Genomic DNA, 24,197 nt, shown 5'->3' on the forward strand with positions numbered 1-24,197 from the left:
TCAACCTTGCTGATTCGCTATACCGCTTATTACGGCTTGGCGCGGGGTGTGCCGGGGCTGCTGAATTTCCTGGCGATCGCGATCTACACCCGGCTGCTGTCCCCCAGCGACTACGGGATCTACGCCCTGGTCGTGGTGTGGGTGGGGTTGGTCAATGTGGTGTGTTTTCAGTGGATCCGGCTGTCGCTGCTGCGCTTCTTTCCGGCACATCTGGAAGCGCCGCAGCGCCTGTTGAGTACCTTGCTGCTGGCCTATACCAGCGTGGCGTTGCTCACCGGTGTGGCGGGTGTAGGCGTGTTGCTGACGGTGAGCGATCCCGCGCTGCGTTCGCTGGTGTTCATCGCGGTACCGCTGGTGTGGGTGCAGGCCGGCTTCGAACTCAGTCTCGAACTGATGCGCAGTCAGCTCAACCCGTTGCGCTACGGCCTGATGGCGGGCGTGCGGGCGATCATCGCGCTGGGCCTGGGCGTGTTGTTGATCACCTGGGGCTTCGGCGCCTTCGGGCCTTTGGTAGCGATGCTGGTGGGCATGCTCGTCGCCGTGGTGACGCTGGGAGCGTCGCTGTGGCGGGGAGCGCGCCCATCGCTGACGCTGATGCCGGACTTGAAGCCGCTGCTGGTCTACGGGCTGCCGCTGACCGCGACCTTCGCGCTGGAATTCGTGGTCTCCAGCTCGGATCGCTTTCTGCTCGCGGCGTTGCTGAACAACGAAGCGGTAGGGATCTACACCGCCGGCTATGACCTGGTTGCGCATGTCATCAATCTCTTGCTGGTGACGGTGAACCTGGCGGCGTATCCGCTGGTGGTGCGCGCGTTCGAGCAGCATGGTCGCGAGGCCGCCCACGAACAGCTCGATCGCAACGGCAGCCTGCTGCTGCTGATCGCGATTCCGGTGACGCTCGGTTTCATCGTGCTGGCGCCGCAGATCGTCGCCCTGATGCTGGGCGAGGCGTTCCATGCCGGGGCCACGCAGCTGGTGCCGTGGGTCGCCCTGGCGATCTTCATGTGCTGCATTCGCGCCTTCCATTTTGATCTGGCGTTCCAGTTGAGCGAGAAGACCTTCTATCAGGTGTGGATCAACGGCGGGGCGGCGCTGGTCAACGTGGCGCTCAACCTGCTGCTGATCCCGGCGTTCGGCCTGGTGGGAGCGGCCTACGCCACGGTGATCGCGTACGGCGTGGCGCTGGCGTTGAGCGTGTTGCTGGGACGACGGCTGTTCGCGATCTCGCTGATCACGCGCGACAACCTCAAGGTGCTGCTGAGCGGCGCCATCATGGTGGCCTGCCTGTGGCCGCTGCGCGAGGCGAGTGGTGCCTTGGCCCTGATGGAACAGGTCCTGTGGGGAGCGACGGTTTATACCGTTAGCGCATTTTCGATGAACGTGGCGAACGTGCGCGATCGCGTTTTCGCCAAGCGACGGACGGCCAAATGAAAGATGACGACAAGCGTATTGCAGTGTTCTTGCCTTCGCTGGCGGGCGGCGGCGCGGAACGCGTGATGGTGACGCTCGCCAACGGGTTCGCCGCGCGCGGCGTGCCGGTGGACCTCGTCGTGGTCGCCGCCGAGGGGGCGTACCTGGAGGATGTCTCGCCGCGCGTGCGTCTGGTGGAACTCGGTGCCTCGCGTGTGCTGTTCAGCCTGCCGGCGCTGGTGCGTTATCTGCGTCGCGAGCGTCCTCACGCCTTATTGTCGGCGCTCAACCACGCCAACATCATCGCGCTCTGGGCGCGCAAGCTGGCGCGCACCCGCACACGGCTGGTGGTCTCGGAGCGCAATACACTGTCGCGCGATCTGTCGAGCGACCGGTTCGAACGGGTGGTGCCGTGGCTGATGCGTCTGAGCTATCCCACGGCGGATGCCATCGTCGCGGTCTCCGGCGGGGTGGCGGATGATCTTGCCCAGACGGCGCGTCTGCCCCGGGAGCGCATCGATGTGGTCTACAACCCGATCAACTCCAACCTGCCTCGATTGTCCGAGGCGCCGGTCGTGCATCCCTGGCTGGCCGAGGGCGAGCCGCCGGTGATCGTCGCGGCGGGGCGGCTGACCGTCCAGAAGGATTTCGCCACTCTGGTCGAGGCCTTCGCGAGGGTGCGTCGAACGCACCGCGCCCGGCTGGTGATTCTTGGCGAGGGTGAACTGCGCGCCACGCTCGAGGCCCGTATCGAAGAACTGGGGATTGCCGAGGATGTGGCCTTGCCCGGCTTCGTCGACAACCCTTATCCGTGGATGCGCCAGGCCTCGCTGTTCGTGCTGTCGTCGGCCTGGGAGGGATTCTGCAACGTGCTGGCCGAGGCCATGGCCTGCGGGACACCGGTAGTGAGCACCGATTGTCCCAGCGGCTCGGCGGAGATTCTCGAGAACGGCAAGTGGGGCCGCCTGGTGCCGGTGGGTGATGCCTCGGCGTTGGCCCGGGCCATTGCCGCGACGCTCGATGACGAGACGCATCCCGACGTGCGCCACCGCGCACGAAGCTTCGATCTGCATCAGGCGCTGCGCGGCTATCTTCGCGCGTTGCGCGTTCCCATGCCCATCTCTCGGAAGCAACACCTTGGTTAGTCTGCTGCAGCAACGGCTCGCGCGTCGCGCGGGTGCCCGTGGGGACGAGACGCCGGGCGACGTGGCGATCGCGCTGTTTCTGCCATCTCTGGAAGGCGGCGGGGCCGAGATCGTGATGGTGACGCTGGCCAACGGGCTTGCCGCGCAAGGCTGGCGGGTGGACCTGGTGGTGGCGCATGCCACCGGCGCCTACGTGAACCGCGTCTCGCCGGCGGTGCGTCTGGTCGATCTGCACGCCCCGCGTGTGCTCTACAGCGTGCCCGCGCTGGTGCGTTACCTGCGCCGCGAGCGCCCGCCGGTCCTGTTGTCGGCTCTCAACTACGCCAATGTGGTCGCGCTGTGGGCCAACCGGCTGGCGGGCGTGGGCACGCGGGTGGTGGTCTCCGAGCACAATAACGTGACGCGCGACATGGGCTCCGAGCCCGCCAATCGGTCGTGGCTGATTCCACGGCTGATGCGACAAAGCTATCCCTGGGCGAGCGGTATCGTGGCGGTTTCCAACGGCGTGGCCGAGGAACTGGCACGCACGCTGGCGATCCCCCGCGAGCGGATCGATGTCATCTACAACCCGGCAGTGACCGAGCGCCTGCGCGAGTTGAGCACCCTGCCGCTGGCGCATCCTTGGCTCGCACCGGGCGAGCCGCCGGTGATTCTCGCCGTGGGGCGACTGACCGCCCAGAAGGACTATCCCACCTTGATCCAAGCCTTCGCCGCCTTGCGCGCGCATCGCGATGCGCGGCTGGTGATCCTCGGCGAGGGCGAGTTGCGCGGCACACTGGAGGCGATGGCCGCGCGACTGGGGCTGGCGGATGTCATTGCCTTTCCGGGCTTCGTCGACAACCCCTACGCCTGGATGCGCCAGGCCGCGCTGTTCGTGCTGTCGTCCGCCTGGGAGGGCTTCGGCAACGTGCTGGCCGAGGCCATGGCCTGTGGGACGCCGGTGATCAGCACCGATTGTCCCAGCGGACCGGCGGAGATTCTGGAAAACGGCGCCTGGGGCCGGCTGGTACCGGTGGCCGATGTCGAGGCGCTGTGCACGGCAATGCGCGAGGAACTGGACGGTGAGCGGGCGCGTCGCCCCGATGTCATCCAGCGTGCCCAGCATTTCGATCTCGGGCAGGCATTGAGTGCCTATCTACACGTGATGCAACGCCAGAGCATCTGACATCAAGCGCGCCGAGCGCGACGTTATCGAGGCGAGTGATGAAACTACTGATACCTACTGAAGGCTCGTTTGGTTACAAGGTGATGTGCCTGGTGCTGGCCGGACTTTATGCCTGGTTTCTGATGGGGCTGGATATCGACGGCTATATCGACCGGGCGAACTATCTCATCTATGCCCAGCATTCCGACGAAATTTTCGTCATGTACGCGGCCAGCAGTCTCAAGACGATCCTGACCAACGAGCCGGTCTGGCTGCTGTTCAATATCTGGGCCTCGAAGCATTTCACGCCTGAGGATACTCTGCGCGTGATCATCTTCTTCTCGTCTTTCATCATTTCGTTTCTGGTGCTGCGCAGCTATCCCAAGTATGCGTTCTTTTTGATCCTGTTCATCCTCATGCCGCAGGTATTGAAGAATAACATCATCCACTTGCGTCAGGGGGTGGGCATTTCACTGTTCTTTCTGGGCTGGTGGTGTCGCTATCTGCCGTTGCGCATCTTTTTCATCGCGCTGGCGCCGCTCGTACATGCGTCCTTCTTCTTCATCAATGCCTTGTTCCTGCTCAATATCGCGTTCTCGACGTTCTCTATCTCGACCGTGTGGCGGGTGATTTACACCCTGGGCGTGGGCGTGGTGTTCGGGGCACTGGGGATCTGGCTGGCGGATGCCCTGGGGGCGCGTCAGGGGGAGAGCGCCGAGTACAGCGGCATGGGGGCCGGCGGCTCGGGGTTGGCATTTCTGTTCTGGGTGGTGTTCACCGTGATCTTCTTCATGGAAGGCAAGACGTATCTGCGCAATAACTTCTTCGCCGCATCGATTCTCGTCTTCTACCTCTCCACGTATTTCCTGTTGCCGGTGACGGCGCGCGTTTTCGAAAGCGGCATGCTGGTGGTGTTGCTGGCCTCGCTGGGGCTGACCGATTGGCGACGCTACGCGGCCTATTCGCTCTACGCCTTTTATTTCTGCATGCAGTGGTACCCGGTACTGGGGTTGCCGGGCTTTGGGTGGGCCGCCGAAAGCACGCTTTGACGCCGTAATTAAACAACGCCTTATCCGGCATCGGCGTATCGGTTTTCCAGACGTTTCAGGGGGCGAGGGAGGGAGAAATGCAGCGCAATGTTTCGTTGGATGTACTCAAGTTGACGCTGGCCGTGATCGTGGTCATCTCGCATGCCGGCGTGCTGTGGGGCTACAGCGACCTGGGGTATCAACTGACCGTTCAGGGATTGTTTCGCATCGTGGTGCCCATTTTCATGATGGTCAGCGGCTACTTCTTCATCAGCGTGATTCGTTCGCGTTCACTGATGACATGGCTCAAGAAGGTCGTGGCGATGTACGTCTTCTGGATGCTGGTGTATGCCTATTTCTGGATCGATGTACCGGCGTTGACACCTTATGAACTGCTCAAGGTACTGCGTGTCGCGGTCATGGGGTATCACCACCTTTGGTTCCTGTCGGCGCTGATCGGTGCCGCGATCATGCTGTATGCCTTGCGCCACCTGTCGCTGAAAGCACTGTTCGGCCTGGCCTTGAGCCTCTACGCCATGGGCATGTTCTTCATCTATGCCGGTCATTACCACCTGTTCGCCGGTACGCCGCTGGATGCGCTGTTCAACGAAATCTGGTTCTACCGCAACTTCCTGTTCTTCGGCTTTCCCTTCTTCTGTACCGGTTATCTGCTGCGGCAGTGGGAGACCAATCGCCGCGACTCGGAGTCTCGCCACTACTATCGCCGCTTCTACGCGATCTGGAGCCTGCTGGGGGCGCTCCTGCTGCTGGGAGAGTCCTATCTCAACTATGTCGGGCTCGAAGGGCTGCCGGCATTCGACATGTACCTGAGTCTGTTGGTCTTTTGCCCGGGCCTGTTCCTGTGGGTGTCGTCGATGCATGTCCCCGGGGATAGCACGTCGCTGGCGTATTACGCCACGGCGCTGTATTTCATCCACCCGCTTTTCATCTCGCTGTTCGAGGCGCTTTCGTACCGGCAGGGCAACACCTTGGCGCTGCTGGCGCTGGCCTCGTCGCTGGCCGCTGTGGTGCTGCTCAAGGGAAGTCGCAAGCGCCTGGGCTTTGCTTTCGGGGGGTGAAGCTCTTCGGACAGCTGACACTTCTTCAAGCTCATATCCGCTGTTCCGGCGTTGTCGGATCACGGCCAATAGAGGGGATGCAACCGCTTATGTTAGCCAAACCGCTGAATGTCCTGCATGTCATCACCGGCTTGACCGATGGCGGCGCCGAGGACTCGCTGTACCAGTTGTGTCATAACGACCGCCACAACAGGCATCGGGTCGTCTGCCTGATGGATGCCGGCCAGTACGGTCCCCGTTTCGACGAGGCGGGCATCGAGGTCGTCTACCTGAACATGCCGCGTGGCCGCGTGACACCCCTGGGGATGTGGCGGCTGTGGCGCGTCATGCGGGCCTGGCGCCCGGATGTCGTGCAGACCTGGATGTACCACGCCAATCTGGTGGGTGGTGTGGTGGCGCGCCTGGCGGGGGTGAAGGCGGTCTGCTGGGGCATTCACAACAGCAACCTGGTGCCCGGCGCTACCAAGCGCAGCACGATCTGGGTCGCCAAGGCTTGCGGCGCGCTGTCCAGCGTGGTGCCGAGCCGTATCGTGAGCTGTTCGCAGCATGCGGTAGAAGTCCACCGCAAGCTGCGTTATGCAGCCATGAAATTCGTGGTGGTGCCCAACGGCTATAACCTGGCGCTGTTGACGCCGGATGCCGAGGCGCGGACGCGGGTGCGCGACGAATGGGGGCTCGATGCCGACATGCCGCTGTTCGGCATGGTGGCACGCTTCGATCCGCAAAAGGATCACGCCAACCTGATCGCCGCCCTGGCGCAACTCAAGCGACTGGGTTGGGATTTCCGCTGTGCGTTGATCGGCGCGGGGCTGGATACCGACAATACCGAGCTGGTTCATCTGCTGGAGGACCATGGCGTGCGCGATCGGGTGCTGCTGGTGGGGCGGCGTAGCGACATTCCGGCGGTGATGAACGCGCTCGACGTGCATGTGCTGTCATCCAGTTTCGGCGAGGCGTTCCCCAATGTGCTGTCCGAGGCGATGGCGTGCGGCACGCCGTGCGTCTCCACCGATGTGGGCGATGCGGCCTTCATCGTCGGCGATACCGGCTGGATCGTCCCGCCCAGCGACCCGCGAGCGCTGGCCGATCAACTGGCCATGGTGCTCGGCGAGCACGCCGATTCGGTGACCTGGCAGGCGCGCAAGCGGCATGCGCATCAGCGGGTCGTCGATGCCTTCAGCGTGCAGCGCATGATCGACGGCTATAGCGACTCCTGGCATCAGGCGTGCCTGACATGAGTGCCAACTGGATGACACGTCTGGCGCGCGCCGAAGGTGAACCGCAGCGCCCCCCGGCGTTCGTCATTTCCCTGGACTTCGAGTTGCACTGGGGCATGTCGGACATCGTGACCACGCCCGAGCATCCGTACTGGCGGCACTTGCAGGGAGCGCGTCGCGCCATCCCAGCAATGCTCGATCTGTTTCGCGAGCGCCATATCCACGCCACCTGGGCCACGGTGGGATTCTTGTTCGCCGAGGATCGCGCCACGCTGGAGCGCTTCAGCCCCGTGCGGCGACCGCGATACAGCAACCCGGCGCTGGACAACTACCGCCTGGCCATCGGCGAGGACGAAGCCACCGATCCCATGCATTACGCACGCTCACTGGTGGACCTGATCGCCCGGACGCCGGGGCAGGAACTCGCCTCGCATACCTTCTCGCATTACTACTGTTTCGAGGAAGGCCAGACGCCGGAAGACTTCAAAGCCGATCTCGAAGCGGCGAAGGCCATCGCCGAACACGCCGGGCATCCGGTGAACTCGCTGGTGCTGCCGCGCAACCAGGTCGATGACGCCTATCTGGCACCGATGCGCGAAGCGGGGGTCGGCTGTTACCGGGGCAATCCGCGCCGCGCGGGGTTCTCACGCACGCACCGCGATGCCGCGCCCACCCGGGCGCTGCGCCTGCTGGATAGCTATCTCAACCTGACCGGACATCACGGCGTGAAGTGGCGCGACCTGGCGGGCGGAGAGCCGGTCAACATTCCGGCCAGCATGTTCCTGCGTCCGCGCTGCGGGGTGGCGCAATTGGATGCCTGGCGCCTGCGCCGCATCAAGGGCGCCATGCGCCATGCCGCCAAGCATGGCGAGATCTTCCATCTGTGGTGGCACCCGCACAATTTCGGTGACGACACCGACGCTCACCTGCGGGATCTGGCGGCCATCATCGGTTACTTCCAGGCGCTTTCCATCGAGTACGGCATGCGTTCGATGTCGATGGGCGACGTGCTGGCACGCGTGGCGCAACCCACGCCGTCGTAGCTGAAAGCGAGCCGCACGGCTCGACGGACCCATTCGCGAAGCACTTCTACATGACGTTTCCCCGCGTTCCGCGCGGGACAGGGGCCCCGTGTCGCCATTCACGGCTGCCATGTATCCACGACGCATATCCATGACATGTCTCACCGCAAGGGAGTTGTTTCCATGAACGATAAAACGATCGTGCTGGTCTCCAACACGTCCTGGTTTCTTTACAACTTCTGCCAGGGGTTGTTGAGGGCCCTGGAACGACGCGGCTTCCGGGTGGTGTGCCTGGTACCCCATGACGACTACTCGCAGCGCTTGTGCGAGGAGTTCAACGTCACGCTGCGCACCATGCCCATGGACGGCAAGAGCACCGGCCCCGCTCGCGAGGGCAAGTGCCTGTTCTGGCTGTTCGGCCAACTGCGCGAGCTGCGCCCTGCCTTCGTCTTCAACTTCACCATCAAGGCCAACATCTATTCGGGGCTGGCCTGCCGCGCGCTGAACCTTCCCTACGCCAACACCGTGACCGGTCTGGGCACGGCGTTTCTCCACGACAGTCGGCTCTTCCGTCAGGTGCGACGCCTGTACGGGGTGGCCAACGCCGGCGCGACACGGGTGTTCTTCCTCAACCCGGATGACCGCGAACTCTTCGAGCACGAGGGCATGTTGCAGAAGGTCGACTGGGACATGTTGCCCGGTGCGGGCGTCGATGTGGCGCGCTTCGGGTTCAAGCCCTTGCCCACCGGGGAGCCGTTCACCTTTCTGCTGATCGCCCGGTTGCTGGGCGACAAGGGCGTGCGCGAGTACGTGGCCGCGGCCGAGCAGGTACGCGCCACGCATCCCGAGACGCGCTTTCTGATCGTCGGCCCCAAGGGCGTCAGCAACCGTACCGCGATCGAGGACGATGAGGTCGATGCCTGGCACGCGGGCGGGGTCGTCGAGTACGTCGGTGCCCAGGACGACGTGCGGCCCTGGCTCGCCCAGGCGCATGTGCTGGTACTGCCGTCCTATCGCGAGGGCATGCCGAGCACGGTGATGGAAGCGGCGGCGATGGGGCGACCGGCCATCGTGACCGATGTGCCGGGATGCCGGCATGCCGTGACCGAGGGCGAGACCGGCTGGCTGTGCCGCGTCAAGGACGCCGAGGCCCTGGCCACGCGCATGCGGTACTGCCTGGCGATGACGCCCTGGGCGCTTTCCCGCGTGGGGGTGGCGGCGCGCCGGCGTGCGGAGAAGGAGTTCTCGCAGGACATCGTCGTGACGGGATACCTGGCCTGCCTGGAAAGCGGCCTGACGAGTCACCAACGCGTGAAAATGGAGGCATGATGACGATTTTAGTGACGGGCGGGGCCGGGTACATCGGCTCGCATATGGTGCTGCGGCTCATCGAAGCCGGCCACGAGGTGGTCGTGATCGACAACCTCTGCAATGCCTCGCGAGAGTCGCTGGAGCGCGTCTCGCAGTTGACCGGCAAGGAGGTGACCTTCATCGAGGGCGACATTCGCGATCGTTCGCTGCTGGATTACGTGTTCGCGGACTTCGAGATCAGCGATGTGCTGCATTTCGCGGGTCTCAAGTCGGTGGGCGAGAGCGTCAGCGAGCCACTGGCGTATTTCGAGAACAACGTGGCGGGCACCATCACGCTGTGCCAGGCGATGACGGCGGCGGGCGTGTACCGCCTGGTGTTCAGTTCCTCGGCGACGGTGTATGGCGACGCCACGCGCATGCCGTTGAGCGAAAACGCGCCTACCGGGCAACCGACCAACGCCTACGGGCATTCCAAGCTGATGGTCGAGGAGGTGCTGCGCAAGCTGGCGCGGTCCGACCCACGCTGGGCGATCGCCTTGTTGCGCTACTTCAACCCGGTGGGGGCGCACCCCAGTGGCATGATCGGCGAGGACCCGTCGGGCACGCCCAACAATCTGCTGCCGTTCATCTCGCAGGTGGCGATCGGTCGGCTACCGGCGCTTTCGGTCTTCGGCGACGACTATCCGACGCCCGATGGCACCGGGGTGCGCGATTACATCCATGTGATGGATCTGGTCGAGGGACACCTGGCGGCAATGCGCGTGCTGGCGGATCGTGCGGGCGTGAACGTCTGGAACCTGGGCACGGGGCAGGGCTACTCGGTACTGGAGATGGTGCGCGCCTTCGAGCATGTCGCCCGGCGCGACGTGCCGTATCGCATCGTGCCGCGTCGCGACGGCGATATCGCCGCATGCTGGGCCGACGCCTCGCTGGCCGAGCGTGAGCTGGGCTGGCGGGCGCAACGCGGCCTGATGGACATGATCGCCGATACCTGGCGCTGGCAGTCGCGCAACCCCGAAGGCTACCCGCGCAAGCGCATGATCCGGCGCGAGACCGTCGGGGCCGCGCGTGCCGTGGGCGCCGGCTTGCCCCGTATCTATCTGATAGACACCGCGCGGGCCAACTCCGTGGCGTCGTAGCACTTTCTCTGTCGTCTTTTTTTCTACCGTGTTTGGCCTTGACGCCGGTGCTTCGTGCACCGGCGTTTTTTTATGCCCTCGCGTCGGCGCGGTGCGAGTGACTGCCAGTACGACGCCTGTGCAACGAGACGAATCGGGGCACGGGGTTTGCTCGCGACAGCCGCTGGGATAGGCTTGTCACTCGTTTACATTCCTGACCGACCCCGGCGCCGCACAATGCGAAGATGGCCCTATCGTGCAAGACGGTTTTCCACGCTACTGCCCAGGATATTGCCCAGAACGCTGCTTCCGGGCACGCTATTCGGTCGTCTTGTCATGGGCATCGGTCTGGGCTGGTTGGTGCTGGTGGCTGCCATTCTCTGGGTATCGCTGCGTGGCGGCAGCGATCTGGCGGACGAGATCAACCGTTCGCACCTGGATTATGAAGCCTCGCTGATCGCGCGCGACATTCAGCAGGCGATCACGTTGCGGCTCGATACGCTGGAAACCCTTGCGACCGCCCAGGCCGGGCAATTGCGGGGACGCGGTGAATCCCTCGACGAGGCGAGTGTCGAGGATGTGCAACGGCGTCTGAGCCGTCACTCGGCCTTGCTCGAGCTGTTCGATTCCGCCTTCGTGACCGACGCGCAAGGCGAGGTCAAGGCTTTCATGCCGTCGTTGTCGGGCGCCGTGGGCCTGAATGTCGCCGAGCGTGAGTACTTTCGCTTCCTCCAAGAGGTCGGGCGCCCCTTCGTGGGGCGTCCGATCATCAGCAAGCTGCACGATCGACGTCCCCTGGTGGTGATGGGCGTGCCCCTGCGCGACGACGAAGGCGACTTCGCCGGCATGCTGGGGGGCGTGGTCAACCTGCGCGATGGCCGCTTCTTTCTCGATCTGCGCAGCCTGCGTATCGGCGAGCGGGGCTATGCGGTGTTGATGACCAGCGATGGAACGGTACTCAGTCATCCCGATCAGAACCGGATCATGCAGCAAACGCCGGCGGCATGGGAGGGGCCGTTGCTCGAGAAGGCGCTGGACGGCTGGCAGGGCACGGGTATCGGGCGACTGGTCAATGGCGAGTCGGCGTTGATGAGCTTCCATCAGGTCTGGCAGCCGGGCTGGGTCGTTGGCGTCTTCCTGCCGGAAAGCCAAGTGCGGCAGCCGATCCTGGATTACGTGCGTCGCCAGGGGTGGGTGGCCGCGGTGGTGGTACTGTCGATGCTGCCGCTGTTGTGGTGGCTACTGCGCCTGGGATTGTCGCCCTTGCGGCGCCTGGCCCGGCAGATCGCGCTGGTGGGGCAGGGCGAGATTTCGCGCATCACCCTGGATACGTCGCTGGATGAGTTGCGCCGTATCGCCCGGACGTTCAACGATGTCGAGCATGAGCGCGGCCTCGAGCGCGCCGAGCGCCATCGTCGGCAGGCGTATCTCGACGCGGTGCTGCGTTCCTCGCCGTTGCCGATGTTCCTGGCGAGCCTCGAGGGCCGCATCACCTATGTCAATCCGGCCCTGGAGAGTCTGACGGGGCTGTCGACGCCGGCCTTCCAGCGCCGCGAATGGCTGCGCCGCCTGCACCCCGAGGACCGTCCGGTGCTGTTCGCGCTGTGGCGTCATGCGGTGAACGGCGGTCACGAGCTGCACCGACAGCTGCGCTTCGCCTGCGGCGAACGCGGCATGATGTGGCTGGAGCTCTACACCAGCCAGGTCATGAACGATGGCCGGCCCCAGGGTGTGGTGGGCTTCGTCAAGGACATCACTCACCTGCGTGAACAGCAGAAACGCCAGCTCTGGGAGGCCGAGCACGATCCGCTGACGGGGCTGCTCAACCGGCGTGGCTTCGACCGACGCCTGAACGATACCTTCATGGCCTTCAAGGAGCGCGGCGATGTGGCAGCGCTGATCCTGTTCGACCTGGACAGCTTCAAGCCCATCAACGACGACGGCGGTCATGCCCTGGGCGACGAGATGCTCGATGCCATCGCCCGTTGCCTGGAAGGCTGCGTGCGTCGCGACGACCATCTGGCCCGGCTCGGCGGCGACGAGTTCGCGATTCTGCTCCCCGGCTGCGGCCACCAGCAGGCCGTGCGTATCGCCGACAAGGTACGCCATGCGGTGAGCGAGCTTTCCGTGGTGCAAGATGGCAAGCGTTACCGCGTCACGGCGAGCCTGGGTGTCTCGTGTCTGGGGAGCGACGATGACGAGGCCCAGGCCGTGGTCAAGCGCGCCGACGCGGCGAGCTACGAGGCCAAGGCGCAGGGCAAGAATCGGATGGTGGCCGATGCGCGCTGCGGATGATGCCACCGGCCGTCGAGGCGACAGCGCCCGACGACATCATGGGGACGCACGATGACACACGATACCCTGGTACTCGGGGCCGGCATGGTCGGCGTGGGCGTGGCCTATCACCTGGCGCGTCGCGGTCGCCGGGTGGCATTGCTGGACCGCCGCGAGCCGGGCCGCGAAACCTCCTACGGCAATGCCGGCATCATCCAGCGCGAGGCGGTGGCGCCGCATGCCTTTCCGCGCGAGTTGGGCGAGCTGTGGCGCGTGCTGGGCAACCGGGGCGTCGACGTGCGTTACACCCCGCGCGGCATTGCCCAGGCGGGGCGGGCATTGTGGCAGTACTGGCAACATAGCGCGCCCGAGGCCTATGCCCGCATCGTGCCCGAGTATGCCTCGCTGATCGCGTTGTCGATCGACGCGCATGCCGAGATGATCGAGGCGGCGGGGGCCGAGGCGTTGATACGCCGCGACGGCTGGCTGGAGGTATACCGGACGCCGGCGGCACTGGAGGCGCGCCAGGCCGAGGCTCAGGCCCTGGCCGAGCGTTTCGGGCTGACCTTTGACGCCCTGGATGCCACGGCGCTGCGAGCGCGCGAGCCGCATCTCGACGCCCAGGCCCTGGGCGCGGTGCACTGGCGCGACCCGTGGACGGCGGCGGATCCCGGCGCCCTGGTGGCGGCCTACGCGCGTGCCTTCGAGGCCGCGGGCGGCGAGTGCCTGCGCGGCGACATTCGCGACATCGCCCGCCATGGCGAGGGCTGGCGGGTGACCACTGCGGAGGGAGCGTTCGAGGCACGCGACGTGGTGCTCGCGCTGGGACCCTGGGCGGATCATTGGCTGGGTACGCTGGGGTATCGGCTGCCGCTGTTCGTCAAGCGGGGCTACCACATGCACTACGCCCCCCGCGAGCAGGCGCCGTTGCATCACTGGTTGCTCGATGCCGAGACCGGCTACCTGTTGTCGCCCATGCAGGCAGGCATTCGTCTGACCACGGGGGCGGAGCTGGCGCCGCGCGACGCACCGCCCGGCCACGCACAGCTGGAGGCGGCGGAACGCGTGGCGCGGGGCCTGTTCCCGCTCGGCGAGCGTCTGGAGTCGCGTCCCTGGAAGGGCGCGCGCCCGTGCACCCCGGACATGAAGCCCATCATCGGCCCGGCACCGCGCCACGCGGGATTGTGGTTCGCCCTCGGCCACGCCCATCAGGGGTTCACGCTGGGCCCGGCGACCGGCCAACTGCTCGCGGCGATGATGGCGGGCGAGGTGCCGGCCATCGACATGGCGCCGTTCCGTGCCGAACGCTTCCTGTGAGATGACGCTGCCATCCCGTTGATCTGCCCGCCGGGTTTCTCGATTCAACTTTTCTGATTGACTGCCGATAGTGGTTCCAACGGCGTCGCGGGTTCTCCCCGCGACAGCGCGAATCACGTCAAAGCGCGGCTAACGATAACGCGCGAATCACGATAAAGAGGCAGGGATCATGAGGGTTCAACGCAGGTGGCTGGCAGGTGCATTGGCGCTTGCCCTAGTCGCCATGCCGGCCTGGGCGGAGATCAAGGTCGGGATGGTGGCTCCATTCAGTGGGGCCGCATCGTCATTGGGCGAAGGCATGAAGCGGGGCATCGAGGCGCGTTTCGCCGAGGTCAACGAGGCAGGGGGCGTGCATGGCGAATCGCTGACCCTGGTGACGCGCGACGACGGCTACGAGCCGCTGCGCTCGGCCAAGGCGACACGCGAGCTGCTGGACGACGACGAGGTGCTGGCCATGCTGGGCAACGTCGGCACGCCCACGGCCATCGTCAACCTGCCGATCCTTCTGGAGCACGAGATGCCGCTGATCGGGGCGCTCACCGGCAGCGGCGTGCTGCGTCAGTCTCCACCGGATCGTTACGTCTTCAATTATCGCGCCAGCTATGCCCAGGAAACCGCGACGATGATCGAGGGCCTGCTGCTGGCGGGCATCGCGCCCGAGGAAATCGCGTTCTTCACCCAGGCCGACGGCTATGGCGATGCCGGCTACCGGGGCGCACTGCGTTCCCTGGCCAACCATGGGTATTCCCACCCCGAGCGTCTGGCCCACGGCCGCTATACCCGGGGCACGCGCAACGTGCATCGGGGGGTGGCCACCATCCTGCAGGCGCCGGTCACGCCCAAGGCGGTGATCATCGTGGGCACCTACGGGCCGGCGGCGGATTTCATCCGCGAGGCACGCAAGGACCTGCCCGACGCGCTGTTTCTCAACGTTTCCTTCGTGGGCAGTCAGGCGCTGCTCGACGAGCTGGGGGACGCCGCCGAGGGCGTGATCGTCACCCAGGTGGTGCCGCCGCATACCTCGGATCTGCCGGGTGTCGAGGCGTATCGCGCCGCCCTGCAGGCCAATGGTGCCGACAGCGATGGCGATTTCGTGTCGCTGGAGGGCTACATGGCAGCCTCGCTGTTCGTCGAAGGACTCCAGGCGGCGGGCGCCGACCCCGACCGCGAGGCGCTCGTCGACGGGCTCGAGGGCCTCGGCAAAGTCGATCTCGGCCTGGGCGAGCCTCTGACGCTGGGGCCGGAGGATCATCAGGCAAACGATGCCGTGTGGGCGACACGGATTCATGACGGCCGCTTCGAGCCCGTCGATTGGTTCACCCTGCTCGATGAGCGCGCGGCCGAGGAGTAATCCCATGAAGAAGAGTTTGAGCCTGCGGGCGATGCTGATCGGGCTGTTCGTGGCCGCCGTGCTGGGGGCGTTGATTCCGGCCGCGGCGGGATTTCTCTCCAACCAGCGGTTGATCGAGGCGCAGAGCCTGTTCACCGATGAAATACTGCCGCAGCAAGCGGCCAGCCGGGCCATGAGCGATGCGCTGACGCGCTACCGTGAGCGCCAGACGGACCTGCTCGCCGCCGAGAGCGAGGCGGCGCTGGAGGCCGCGCCCACCCAGGCCAGTGCCGACGAGCGCTTCATGGCAGGCCGCGAGCGTCTGGCATCGTTGATGCCGGACGACGATCAGGCGCTGCTGGACGCCCTGGAGGCGGACTACGCCGACCTGAAGCAGGCCGATGCCGCCCTGGAAACGGTGCGCCGCGAGGACGTCGACTTGACCGCCTCCATGCGTACCCGCATCGCCGAGATGCAGGAAAAGATCGCCGAGGTGTTGACCGACGCCGAGTCCATGGCCGGGCGTGCGACGCTCGCCGAAGTACGTCAGCAGCGGGCCCTGGCGCAGCGTATCCAGCGCATGCAGGAGCAGGGGCTGTCGATGGTGCCGATGTCGATGCTCGACTCGTTGATGGGGGAGCGCACCAATGTCGCGAGCCTGAGCGGCGACGTGCAGATGCTGGTGGCGCAGCTGGCCGACCAGGGGCGTCAGCTGATGCAGGTGGACAGCCATGATGCGCTGGTCGACCTGCGTTACAACCAGATCGCCCAGCAGATCTCGCGGATCGATCAGGCGCTGGCCGGCATCGAGGGCGCGATGGGCGCGACATCCGCCCAGCAGGAAAGCGCGGCACAGCTCGGCGAGGTGATCGAGGAACTCGACGCCTTGATGCTGACCGACGACAACGCCGTCTATGCCCTGCGCGACCGTCAGCTGGCCTTGCGCGACCGCTCGAAGGAGGCGCTGGCCGGTGTCTCCCAGGCGATGGATGGCATGCGCGAGAGTCTCGAGCGCGTCGAAGCCTATGCTACCCAGCGTGCCGACGCGGCGGCCGAGCAGGCCACGGCCACGGCCCAGGCGGGACGCGTGCTGCAATTGGTGGTGCTGTTGATCGTCATCGTGATCCTGGCGGCCGTCGGCTGGCGCGTGATGACGCGGGTACTCAAGCCCATCGGTGAAATGCGCCGTCAGATGGAAAGCATCAGCGGCGCCGCCGGCCAGACCGGTGATCTGTCGATGCGCCTGAAGGTGCGCCATGGCGACGAGATCGGCCATACCGCGCAGGCCTTCAACCAGATGATGATCACCTTCGAACGGCTCATCGCGCAGATTCGCGACGGTGCCGAGTCGGTGGCCTCGAGCAGCCGTCAGATCGCCTCCGGCAATCAGGATCTGGCGCAACGCACCGACCAGCAGTCCTCGTCGCTGGCGGAAACGGCGGCAAGTCTCGAGCAGATCACGGCGACCGTGAAACAGACCGCCGACTATGCGCATCAGGCCCGCGACATGAGCCAGCAGGTCGGGCAGCGTGCCCGCGATGCCGGGGACGTGGGCGAGCGGACGCAGCGTGCGATGCAGGAGATCCGCGAGTCCAGCGACAAGATCTCCACCATCGTGGAGGCCATCGATGCCATCGCCTTCCAGACCAATCTGCTGGCCCTCAACGCCTCGGTCGAAGCGGCACGGGCCGGCGAGCACGGGCGCGGTTTCGCGGTGGTCGCCGACGAGGTGCGCCGTCTCGCCAGTCGCAGTGCCGATGAAGCCGAGCAGATTCGTGATCTGGTCAAGGACAGCATGACCAAGGTCGGCGAGGGCGCCGAGCTGGTCGAGGAAACCGGTGGGCATCTGCGCGAGATCGTCGGCAGCGTCGACAAGGTGACGCAGTTCGTCTCCGAGATCGCCGAGGCCACGCAGGAGCAGTCCACGGGGATCGACCAGATCAACCAGGCCATCGCGCAGCTCGATCAGGTCACGCAGCAGAACGCTTCCCTGGTGCAGGACGCCTCGTCGGCCAGTCAGTCGCTGGACGCGCGCGCCAACGACATGCACGTACTGGTGGGACGCTTCAAGGTGAGCGAGGCGGCGTACGACGACGAGGACGAGATCCCGCCGCGAGCGTTGCCCGCCACCTGAGCGTGGCTTGCGGGGCGCGAGAGGCGCGCCCCGGTAAAGCGAAAAAAGACGGCCCCGCGGCCAAGGCAAGATGCCCTGGCCGCGGGGCCGTCTTTTTGGTGATGTCGTCTTCTGGAGAGAACCGCTTCGGGCCTGCGACAAGCGCCGCTCAGGCGGGCGATGCGAAGGTCGGGGCAGGCGCGCCGTGGGTCAGGGTGTCGAGCGCGAACAGGGCGCCGGCCTCGGGTTGCTCGGCCAGGGCGTCATCGTCGAGGCCCTTGCGGGCGGTGGTGATGTACAGCGTGGCAAGCTCGGGGCCACCGAAGGTGCAGCTGGTGATGTTGGCGACGGGCATGGGGATTTCCTGACGCAGGCGTCCACGGGGATCGAACACGCTGATGCGCCAGCCGCCGAACTGACAGACCCACAGGTTGCCCTCGCGGTCGGTGGTCATGCCGTCGGGAAAGCCTTGATCCGTGGGCAGCCGCGTGAAGAGCTCGCGTTCGCCGAGCTGGCCCTGGTCGTCCACGGCGAACCGGTAAATGCAGCGTGCCAGGGTATCGGTGTGGTAGAGCACGTCGCCCTGAGGCGAAAAGACCGGGCCGTTGGTGATGATGTAGCCGCGATCCTGCTGCCGGCAGTCGCCGTCGGGACGCACGCGATACAGCGCACCGCTGGCCTGGCGCTCGGCATCGTCCATGGTGCCGCACCAGAGATGCCCGCGCGTGTCGACGACGGCATCGTTGAAGCGGTTGCCGGGACGATCCGGCTCGGGGGTCAGCCATTTTTCCAGTGTGCCCTCGGGCAGGTGCAGACGCGCGATGGCATGGCGAAGCGTCACCACGAAGCCACCCTGGGCGTGGCGGTGGATGCTGGTGATCTCTTCGTCGAACTGCCAGTGCCGGGTGCCGTCGCCGGCCAGCCGGTAGAGACGGTGGCGCTTGATGTCCACCCAGTAGAGGGCGTTTTCCAGCGTGTCCCACAACGGGCCTTCACCCAGCAGGTTGTCGGCGAGATACACGGGACGGGGAACGGCGTCGGCGGGAATGAGGGATGACATCGTGCTTGACCTCTTGTGTGGCGGGCGCTGGCGCCGGGGGAGCCCCGGCGCCGATGACGCGATCATACGTAGGCCATGTCCTCGAGTTCACGGCCGTTCGTTTCGCGGACGAACTTGATGACGAAGAAGATCGAGATGACCGCACAGATAGCGTAGAAGCCATAGGCGCCGGTCAGGCCGATCGAGGCGAGCATGATGGGGAAGGTCATGGTGATGGCGAAGTTGGCGACCCACTGGAACAGGCCGGCGATGGCAAGCCCCGAACCGCGCACCTGATTGGGGAACATTTCCCCGAGCATGACCCACATCACCGGGCCCCAGGAGCTGTTGAAGAAGAACACGTAGGCGTTGGCGGCGATCAGCGCCAGCACGCCGTTGCTGTCGGACAGTTGCAGGCTGCCATCGACCATCTCGGCGGTGGAGAAGGCGTAGACCAGAATCGCCAGTGTCACGGCCATGCCCAGGGAGCCGCCCCACAGCAGCGGCTTGCGGCCGATGCGGTCGATCAGGGCGATGGCGCCCAGGCAGGCAGCGATGCTCACCGCGCCGCTGATGACGTTGATCAGCAGGGCGTCACCCTCGGAGAAGCCCACGGCCTGCCAGAGCACGGCCCCGTAGTAGAAGACCACGTTGATGCCAACCAGCTGCTGGAAGACCGCGAGGCCGATCCCGACCCACACCAGGCTGAGCACCTTGCCGGTCTTGGGATTGATCAGGTCGCTGAAGCGCGGCTTGCGCTGCTCCGAGAGAGAATCGCGGATCTGGGCCAGGCGTTCCTTGGCATCGCTTTCGTTGTAGATCATGTGCAGCACGCGTTCGGCACGCTCGTCGCGACGCGCGCTGACCAGGTAGCGCGGGCTTTCCGGAATGAACAGCAGGGCGATCAGGAAGATGCCGGCGGGGATCAGTTCCATCCAGAACATCCAGCGCCAGGCGGTCACGCCGAACCACAGCTCGGAGGTGGAACCGCCGGCGAGGTTGGCCAGGATGTAGTTGTTCAAAAACGAGAAGAACAGCCCCGAGATGATCGCCACCTGCTGGATGGTGGCGAGTCGGCCGCGCAGGTGCGCCGGGGCGATTTCACTGATGTAGGCCGGCGCCATGACGCTCGCCGCCCCCACGGCCAGGCCGCCGAGAATCCGGTAGATGACGAATTCCAGCGAGCCGCCGGCGATGCCCGACCCCCAGGCGCTGACGATGAAGAAGACGGCGGCGACCAGCAGCAGGGTGCGACGACCGTACTTGTCGGCCAGGCGGCCGGCGAAGAAGGCCCCCACCGCGCACCCCAGCAGCATGGACGCGACATTGAAGCCGGTGCCGACGCTGTCGGAATTGAACGAGGACTGCAGGCCGTCGACCGTGCCGTTGATGACACCGCTGTCGAACCCGAAGAGGAAGCCGCCGATGGCGGCGACGCAGCAAGTGAGGAAAACGATCAGGGACCGTTGCGAATCGCTATAGGTTGGCATGGTGTGCTCCGTTGTTGTTGGTGGCGGCGGGCGCCGGAGGCTTTGGCTTACAGCCAGCCGGCATCGACCCAGTAGTTGTGAGCGGTACAGGCAGCGGCGTCGTCCGAGGCCAGGAACAGCGCCATCGCGGCCACGTGATGTGGATGGATGCGTACCTTGAGCTTTTGCTCGTCGACGATCTGCGCTTCGTCCTCGGGGCTGTACCAACGCGATTGACGCGGCGTCTTGACGTTGCCGGGGATGATGCAGTTCACGCGAATGCCGTCGCTGCCCAGATCGCTCGCCAGGGCCCGGGTCAGACCCTCGATACCGGCCTTGGCGGTTTCGTAGAGCAGCATGTCGGGCTGCCCCAGGTGCCAGCTGATCGAGCCGAGATTGATGATCGCCCCCTGACCCTGTCGGCGCATGCTCGGGGCGACCTCACGGGCGGCGAGCACCAGGTGGCGCAGGTTGACGTTCATGCGGTCTTCCCAGTACTCGGGCGTGACGTCCTCGAGCTTGTGGCGGTCGTCGTTGGCGGCGTTGTTGATCAGCACGTCGACGTGGCCGATCTCGCCCAGCGTGGCGCGCAGCTGGTCGGGCTGGGTCAGGTCGCAGTGGTGGAACGTCGGGGCACCTTCACAGCGCTCGACCAGCTCGTTCGCGAGCGTCTCGGCGACATCGAGGAAGTGGACGTTCGCGCCCTGGGCGACGAAGGCCTCGACCAGCCCGGCGCCGATGCCGGAGCCGCCGCCGGTGATGACGACCGTCTTGTCCTTGAGGCTGGGATAAATCGCTGTGCTCATGCAGAACCTCTGTTGCCGAGTGAGGTATCCGAGCGGATACGCTGCTTTAGTTAATAGATTTTACTAAGCGAATGATTCTTCAGATGGCTGGCTTTTTCCATGCGACGATAGTCACACACAGGCTTGCCATGCCTGTCCGAGGGCGCCAGGGCACAACGTGAGGGATGCCTGCCGGGGTCGCGTGACGTCAGGTGTCTCGCGGGCGGTGGGGCGCGGAATAGGTTCAGCGCGTTTATTAACTCGCCCCGCGGAACGCGCGACGAGCCGTCACGGCGCAGAGAGGCGTTGAGTAATTTGATATATTGGCCGACTCGACACGACGCACAGCGAGGCACCCCGAATCGCCATGGTCAGCACCTTTGCCCCTCAAGCCGCCGGTGATCTCAACTTTCTCAAGAAGCTCAACCGCAGCTCCATCCTGGCGACCGTACGCCGCTATCCCGGCGCCACGCGTGCCGACATCGCCTCGCGCACGCAGCTGACCAAGGCCACGGTGGGAGGCGTCGTCCAGGCGCTGCTGGAGCGCGGCTGGCTACGCGAGGGCGAGTTGCAGCCCCGTGGCGGCGGCCGTCCCGGGCGGGCGCTGTATCTCGACGACTCCCACCATGTCCTGCTGGGGGCGGATATCGGGGTGCGCGGCTTGCGTGTGGTGGCATGTACCCTGGGGGGCGAGGTGCTGCTCCAGCGTTACGTCACCGAGCCGCCCACCACGCCCGAGGCCACGGCGGTGCGTCTGGCCGCCATGCTGCGTACCCTGCGTGATGATCCGGCCATCGCCGGGCGCCATTGCCTGGGGTTGGGCGTGACGGTGCCGGGGCCGGTCTCGCCGGTGGATCCCATCCTGCGCCTGGCGCCGAACCTGGGCTGGGTGGATGTCGCGTTTCTGGACGTGCTGCGCGAGCATCTGACGGATCTGGACGGCATCTGGCTGCTCGACAACGAGGCCAACGCCGCGGCCTTCGGGGAGTTCTACTTCCACGACGGCATTCCGCCCGAGTCCATCGTCTATATCAGTGCCGCCAGCGGTATCGGCAGCGGCCTGGTCACGGGAGACAACTTCCCGCTGGTGCCGCGTGGCGGACAGGGCCTGGTGGGCGAGATCGGTCACACCATCGTGCAGCCGGGCGGCCTGTACTGCCATTGCGGCAACCGGGGGTGCGCCGAGACGCTGGTCAGCGGCTGGGCGATTCGTGCCGCCCTGGGCATCGCCGACGACGAGAACCTCGAGGCGGCGATCGTGGCGCGGGGCAACGATGCCGAGGTCGATGTCACGCTGCGGCGTGCCGGCGAGGCGCTGGGGATTCTCATGCTCAACCTGCACCACACGCTCAATCCCGCCACGCTGGTACTCGGCGGGTCGTTGATGCGGCTCGGCGAGCGGCTGATCGAACCGGCACTGTCGTACTTCGAGGCGCATCAGAACGATCTGCTGCGGGGCACGCAGCGGGTGCCCGTCAAGGTCATTCACGACAGTACCTTCACCGCCGCGCGGGGAGCCGCCGCCCAGGTCATGGCCAAGGCGGCGTTGGAGGCGTGAGGCCGGCGGTGCCGGTGTCAGGACAGGGTTAAGAGAAGCGCCGGTGTTCAGAAAATCAGGTCGGGCAGTGTCATCGACACGGCGGGCACGAAAGTCACCACCAGCAGCAGGCCGACCAGCAACAGCCAGTAGGGCATGATGGCGCGGATGAAGTCGGGCACCTTCACGCCGGTGATGCTGCAGGTGGTGAACATCACCGTTCCCAGGGGCGGGGTGATCGTGCCGATGGAGGCATTGAGGATGAAGATGATCCCGAAATGCACCGGGTCGATGCCGAACTGGGCCGCCACCGGCGCCAGCAGGGGCGACAGCACGATGAGAATGGCGTTGCCTTCCAGGAACATGCCCAGCGCCAGCAGGATGACATTGGCGAGCAGCAGGAACGCCACCGCGCTGCCCACCTGGGACGAGAGCAGCATGGCGATGTCCTGAGGGATGTGTTCCCAGGTCAGAAAGCGCGCGAATCCCGAGGCCACGGCGATGATGAACAGCACGTTGACCGAGGCGAACAGCGATTCCCGCGTGGCCACGGCGACGTTGCCCACGTTCATTTCCTTGTAGACGAACATCCCCACGATCAAGGCGTACAGCACGGCCATGGCGCCGGCCTCGGTCGGCGTGAAGACGCCGACGCGAATGCCGCCGATGACCACGACCGGCAGCAGCAGGGCGATGATGCCGGCGCGCGTCACGCTGACCCATTCCCGCCGCGAGACCCGCTCCTTGCGCGGCGGCTGGTAGCCCAGCCGACGACACTGACGCGATACCAGCAGCATCATGCACACCGCCATCAGGATCCCGGGCACCACGCCGGCCAGGAACAGGCGACCGATGGAGACGTTGTTGACGTAGCCGTAGACGATCAGCGCGATCCCCGGCGGGATGGTCGAGGTCACCAGCGAGGAGGCGGCGGTGACGGCGGTGGAGAACGGCTTGGGATAGCCGCTGGCCGTCATGCTGGGCACCAGCAGCTTGGCGTTCATGGCGGCATCGGCGATGTTGGAACCGGAGAGACCGCCCATGAAGGTGCTCAGCAGCACGTTGGCCTGGGCCAGTCCGCCGTGCAGGCGCCGGGTCATGAGCTCGGCCAGCTTGAGCAGGCGGTCGGTGATGCCGGAGTGGTTCATGAACACCCCCGCCATGATGAAGAACGGGATCGCCAGCAGCGAAATGGACTCCAGCCCCCCGGCCAGGCGCTGAATCAGCAGCATGGTGGGCTGGTCGGCGCCGAACAGGAAATACAGAAACGTCGACAGAAACAGTGCGAAGGCGACGGGAGTGCCCAGCACGAAAAGAAGCAACAGCGCTGCGAGTGCTATGCCTACGGCCATGGGTAGTATCCTTTAGGTATCGCGAGCCAGTCGGACGAGGCAGTGGTAGGCCATGACGACGGCACTGACCGGAATGGCGACGTGAATCCACATGTACGGGATCTGCAGCATGGGCGTGCTGCGGAAATTGGAATAGGGCAGCAGCTGCAGGCCCCAGTAGCCGAGCACGATGGCGGCGATCAGCACCATGCCGACATTGAAGAGGCGGTCGTTCCAGCGGGCGAACGACGCCGGCAGGTTTTCCGACAGCATGCCGATGAGCACGTGCTCGTTGCGCCGTACCAGGGCGCTGGCGCCGAGGAAGGTGGCCCATACCATGAGCAGTTGCAGGACCTCCTCGGTCCAGGCCAGCGGCGTGTCGAAGAGATAGCGCATGAAGATGTTGCCGATGGCGACGAGAAAGATCGCGAAGAGCGCCGCGCTGGCCAACACTTCATCGAGACGCATGATGCGGTCGATCCAATGGAATACGCGTTTCATGTGAGGCTCCTCGGGCACGGCAGCGCC

19 protein-coding genes are annotated in these 24,197 nt (G+C 65.5%); 14 read left to right on the forward strand and 5 right to left on the reverse strand.

The genetic code is table 11. The features are described from left to right. The first annotated feature begins 6 nt into the window (after positions 1-6). The 13 genes from CSAL_RS08690 (at position 7) to CSAL_RS17575 (ending at position 17,529) form a co-directional block, all read left to right on the forward strand. The gene (locus tag CSAL_RS08690) at positions 7-1,431 is read left to right on the forward strand and encodes an oligosaccharide flippase family protein (RefSeq protein WP_043558257.1); all 1,425 of its coding nucleotides are present in this window, start codon (positions 7-9) and stop codon (positions 1,429-1,431) included. Beyond that, positions 1,428-2,555, forward strand: coding sequence for a glycosyltransferase (locus CSAL_RS08695; RefSeq protein ID WP_011507013.1), 1,128 nt, complete (start codon positions 1,428-1,430; stop codon positions 2,553-2,555). The genes CSAL_RS08690 and CSAL_RS08695 overlap by 4 nt, the downstream gene beginning before the upstream one ends. Further along, on the forward strand, positions 2,548-3,720 hold the full coding sequence (locus CSAL_RS08700) for a glycosyltransferase (RefSeq protein WP_011507014.1): 1,173 nt from the start codon (positions 2,548-2,550) through the stop codon (positions 3,718-3,720). Before CSAL_RS08695 ends, CSAL_RS08700 begins: the two co-directional genes overlap by 8 nt. Positions 3,721-3,758: 38 nt before the next feature. Then, a complete protein-coding gene (locus CSAL_RS08705) occupies positions 3,759-4,748 on the forward strand; it encodes an EpsG family protein (RefSeq protein ID WP_011507015.1) in 990 nt (329 codons plus the stop codon). Between the two features lie 77 nt (positions 4,749-4,825). Further along, complete coding sequence (locus tag CSAL_RS08710) at positions 4,826-5,806, forward strand: acyltransferase family protein (protein WP_011507016.1); 981 nt, start codon at positions 4,826-4,828, stop codon at positions 5,804-5,806. An 89-nt stretch (positions 5,807-5,895) separates the two neighbouring features. Next, entirely contained in the window at positions 5,896-7,044 is a 1,149-nt protein-coding gene (locus CSAL_RS08715) for a glycosyltransferase family 4 protein (protein WP_011507017.1), read from the forward strand. Further along, on the forward strand, positions 7,041-8,066 hold the full coding sequence (locus tag CSAL_RS08720) for a polysaccharide deacetylase family protein (protein WP_011507018.1): 1,026 nt from the start codon (positions 7,041-7,043) through the stop codon (positions 8,064-8,066). Before CSAL_RS08715 ends, CSAL_RS08720 begins: the two co-directional genes overlap by 4 nt. A 162-nt stretch (positions 8,067-8,228) precedes the next feature. After that, positions 8,229-9,374: a glycosyltransferase family 4 protein gene (locus CSAL_RS08725; RefSeq protein ID WP_011507019.1), complete on the forward strand. Its 1,146-nt coding sequence runs from the start codon at positions 8,229-8,231 to the stop codon at positions 9,372-9,374. Then, the gene (galE, locus tag CSAL_RS08730; protein ID WP_011507020.1) at positions 9,374-10,495 is read left to right on the forward strand and encodes a UDP-glucose 4-epimerase GalE; all 1,122 of its coding nucleotides are present in this window, start codon (positions 9,374-9,376) and stop codon (positions 10,493-10,495) included. Before CSAL_RS08725 ends, galE begins: the two co-directional genes overlap by 1 nt. Positions 10,496-10,810: 315 nt before the next feature. Then, on the forward strand, positions 10,811-12,769 hold the full coding sequence (locus CSAL_RS08735) for a sensor domain-containing diguanylate cyclase (RefSeq protein WP_050934522.1): 1,959 nt from the start codon (positions 10,811-10,813) through the stop codon (positions 12,767-12,769). Between the two features lie 51 nt (positions 12,770-12,820). Further along, a complete protein-coding gene (locus tag CSAL_RS08740) occupies positions 12,821-14,065 on the forward strand; it encodes an NAD(P)/FAD-dependent oxidoreductase (RefSeq protein ID WP_011507022.1) in 1,245 nt (414 codons plus the stop codon). Positions 14,066-14,234: 169 nt separating this feature from the next. After that, positions 14,235-15,416: an ABC transporter substrate-binding protein gene (locus CSAL_RS08745; protein WP_011507023.1), complete on the forward strand. Its 1,182-nt coding sequence runs from the start codon at positions 14,235-14,237 to the stop codon at positions 15,414-15,416. A 4-nt stretch (positions 15,417-15,420) separates the two neighbouring features. Further along, positions 15,421-17,529, forward strand: coding sequence for a methyl-accepting chemotaxis protein (locus CSAL_RS17575; protein WP_011507024.1), 2,109 nt, complete (start codon positions 15,421-15,423; stop codon positions 17,527-17,529). A 148-nt stretch (positions 17,530-17,677) separates the two neighbouring features. On the opposite strand, the gene CSAL_RS08755 is transcribed toward CSAL_RS17575, so the two are convergent. From CSAL_RS08755 to xylB, 3 genes are all read right to left on the reverse strand, one after another. Further along, the gene (locus CSAL_RS08755; RefSeq protein WP_011507025.1) at positions 17,678-18,568 is read right to left on the reverse strand and encodes an SMP-30/gluconolactonase/LRE family protein; all 891 of its coding nucleotides are present in this window, start codon (positions 18,566-18,568) and stop codon (positions 17,678-17,680) included. 62 nt (positions 18,569-18,630) lie between these two features. Further along, positions 18,631-20,037: a sugar porter family MFS transporter gene (locus CSAL_RS08760; RefSeq protein WP_011507026.1), complete on the reverse strand. Its 1,407-nt coding sequence runs from the start codon at positions 20,035-20,037 to the stop codon at positions 18,631-18,633. Positions 20,038-20,084: 47 nt separating this feature from the next. Continuing rightward, positions 20,085-20,822, reverse strand: coding sequence for a D-xylose 1-dehydrogenase (gene xylB, locus CSAL_RS08765; protein WP_011507027.1), 738 nt, complete (start codon positions 20,820-20,822; stop codon positions 20,085-20,087). A 346-nt stretch (positions 20,823-21,168) separates the two neighbouring features. Between xylB and CSAL_RS08770 the strand changes: the two genes are divergently transcribed. Further along, positions 21,169-22,359 carry an ROK family transcriptional regulator gene (locus CSAL_RS08770; RefSeq protein ID WP_011507028.1) on the forward strand — a complete coding sequence of 397 codons (1,191 nt, stop codon included), beginning with the start codon at positions 21,169-21,171 and terminating at the stop codon, positions 22,357-22,359. A gap of 47 nt (positions 22,360-22,406) precedes the next feature. Here the strand turns inward: CSAL_RS08770 and CSAL_RS08775 are convergent, their stop codons facing one another. Both CSAL_RS08775 and CSAL_RS08780 read right to left on the reverse strand, forming a co-directional pair. Beyond that, positions 22,407-23,690, reverse strand: a complete 1,284-nt coding sequence (locus CSAL_RS08775; RefSeq protein WP_011507029.1) for a TRAP transporter large permease — start codon at positions 23,688-23,690, stop codon at positions 22,407-22,409. A gap of 12 nt (positions 23,691-23,702) precedes the next feature. Then, on the reverse strand, positions 23,703-24,170 hold the full coding sequence (locus CSAL_RS08780; RefSeq protein WP_011507030.1) for a TRAP transporter small permease: 468 nt from the start codon (positions 24,168-24,170) through the stop codon (positions 23,703-23,705). Between the last annotated feature and the right edge of the window lie 27 nt (positions 24,171-24,197).

Origin of the sequence: Chromohalobacter israelensis DSM 3043 (assembly GCF_000055785.1) — a bacterium.
Lineage (GTDB): Bacteria > Pseudomonadota > Gammaproteobacteria > Pseudomonadales > Halomonadaceae > Chromohalobacter > Chromohalobacter israelensis.

Bases quoted from the DNA above. Each gene is read 5' to 3' on its own strand.
- CSAL_RS08695 (WP_011507013.1), top strand. From the start codon at position 1,428: ATGAAAGATGACGACAAGCGTATTGCAGTGTTCTTGCCTTCGCTGGCG.
- CSAL_RS08705 (WP_011507015.1), top strand. From the start codon at position 3,759: ATGAAACTACTGATACCTACTGAAGGCTCGTTTGGTTACAAGGTGATG.
- CSAL_RS08710 (WP_011507016.1), top strand. From the start codon at position 4,826: ATGCAGCGCAATGTTTCGTTGGATGTACTCAAGTTGACGCTGGCCGTG.
- CSAL_RS08715 (WP_011507017.1), top strand. From the start codon at position 5,896: ATGTTAGCCAAACCGCTGAATGTCCTGCATGTCATCACCGGCTTGACC.
- CSAL_RS08720 (WP_011507018.1), top strand. From the start codon at position 7,041: ATGAGTGCCAACTGGATGACACGTCTGGCGCGCGCCGAAGGTGAACCG.
- CSAL_RS08725 (WP_011507019.1), top strand. From the start codon at position 8,229: ATGAACGATAAAACGATCGTGCTGGTCTCCAACACGTCCTGGTTTCTT.
- galE (WP_011507020.1), top strand. From the start codon at position 9,374: ATGACGATTTTAGTGACGGGCGGGGCCGGGTACATCGGCTCGCATATG.
- CSAL_RS08735 (WP_050934522.1), top strand. From the start codon at position 10,811: ATGGGCATCGGTCTGGGCTGGTTGGTGCTGGTGGCTGCCATTCTCTGG.
- CSAL_RS08740 (WP_011507022.1), top strand. From the start codon at position 12,821: ATGACACACGATACCCTGGTACTCGGGGCCGGCATGGTCGGCGTGGGC.
- CSAL_RS08745 (WP_011507023.1), top strand. From the start codon at position 14,235: ATGAGGGTTCAACGCAGGTGGCTGGCAGGTGCATTGGCGCTTGCCCTA.
- CSAL_RS17575 (WP_011507024.1), top strand. From the start codon at position 15,421: ATGAAGAAGAGTTTGAGCCTGCGGGCGATGCTGATCGGGCTGTTCGTG.
- CSAL_RS08755 (WP_011507025.1), bottom strand. From the start codon at position 18,568: ATGTCATCCCTCATTCCCGCCGACGCCGTTCCCCGTCCCGTGTATCTC.
- CSAL_RS08760 (WP_011507026.1), bottom strand. From the start codon at position 20,037: ATGCCAACCTATAGCGATTCGCAACGGTCCCTGATCGTTTTCCTCACT.
- xylB (WP_011507027.1), bottom strand. From the start codon at position 20,822: ATGAGCACAGCGATTTATCCCAGCCTCAAGGACAAGACGGTCGTCATC.
- CSAL_RS08770 (WP_011507028.1), top strand. From the start codon at position 21,169: ATGGTCAGCACCTTTGCCCCTCAAGCCGCCGGTGATCTCAACTTTCTC.
- CSAL_RS08775 (WP_011507029.1), bottom strand. From the start codon at position 23,690: ATGGCCGTAGGCATAGCACTCGCAGCGCTGTTGCTTCTTTTCGTGCTG.
- CSAL_RS08780 (WP_011507030.1), bottom strand. From the start codon at position 24,170: ATGAAACGCGTATTCCATTGGATCGACCGCATCATGCGTCTCGATGAA.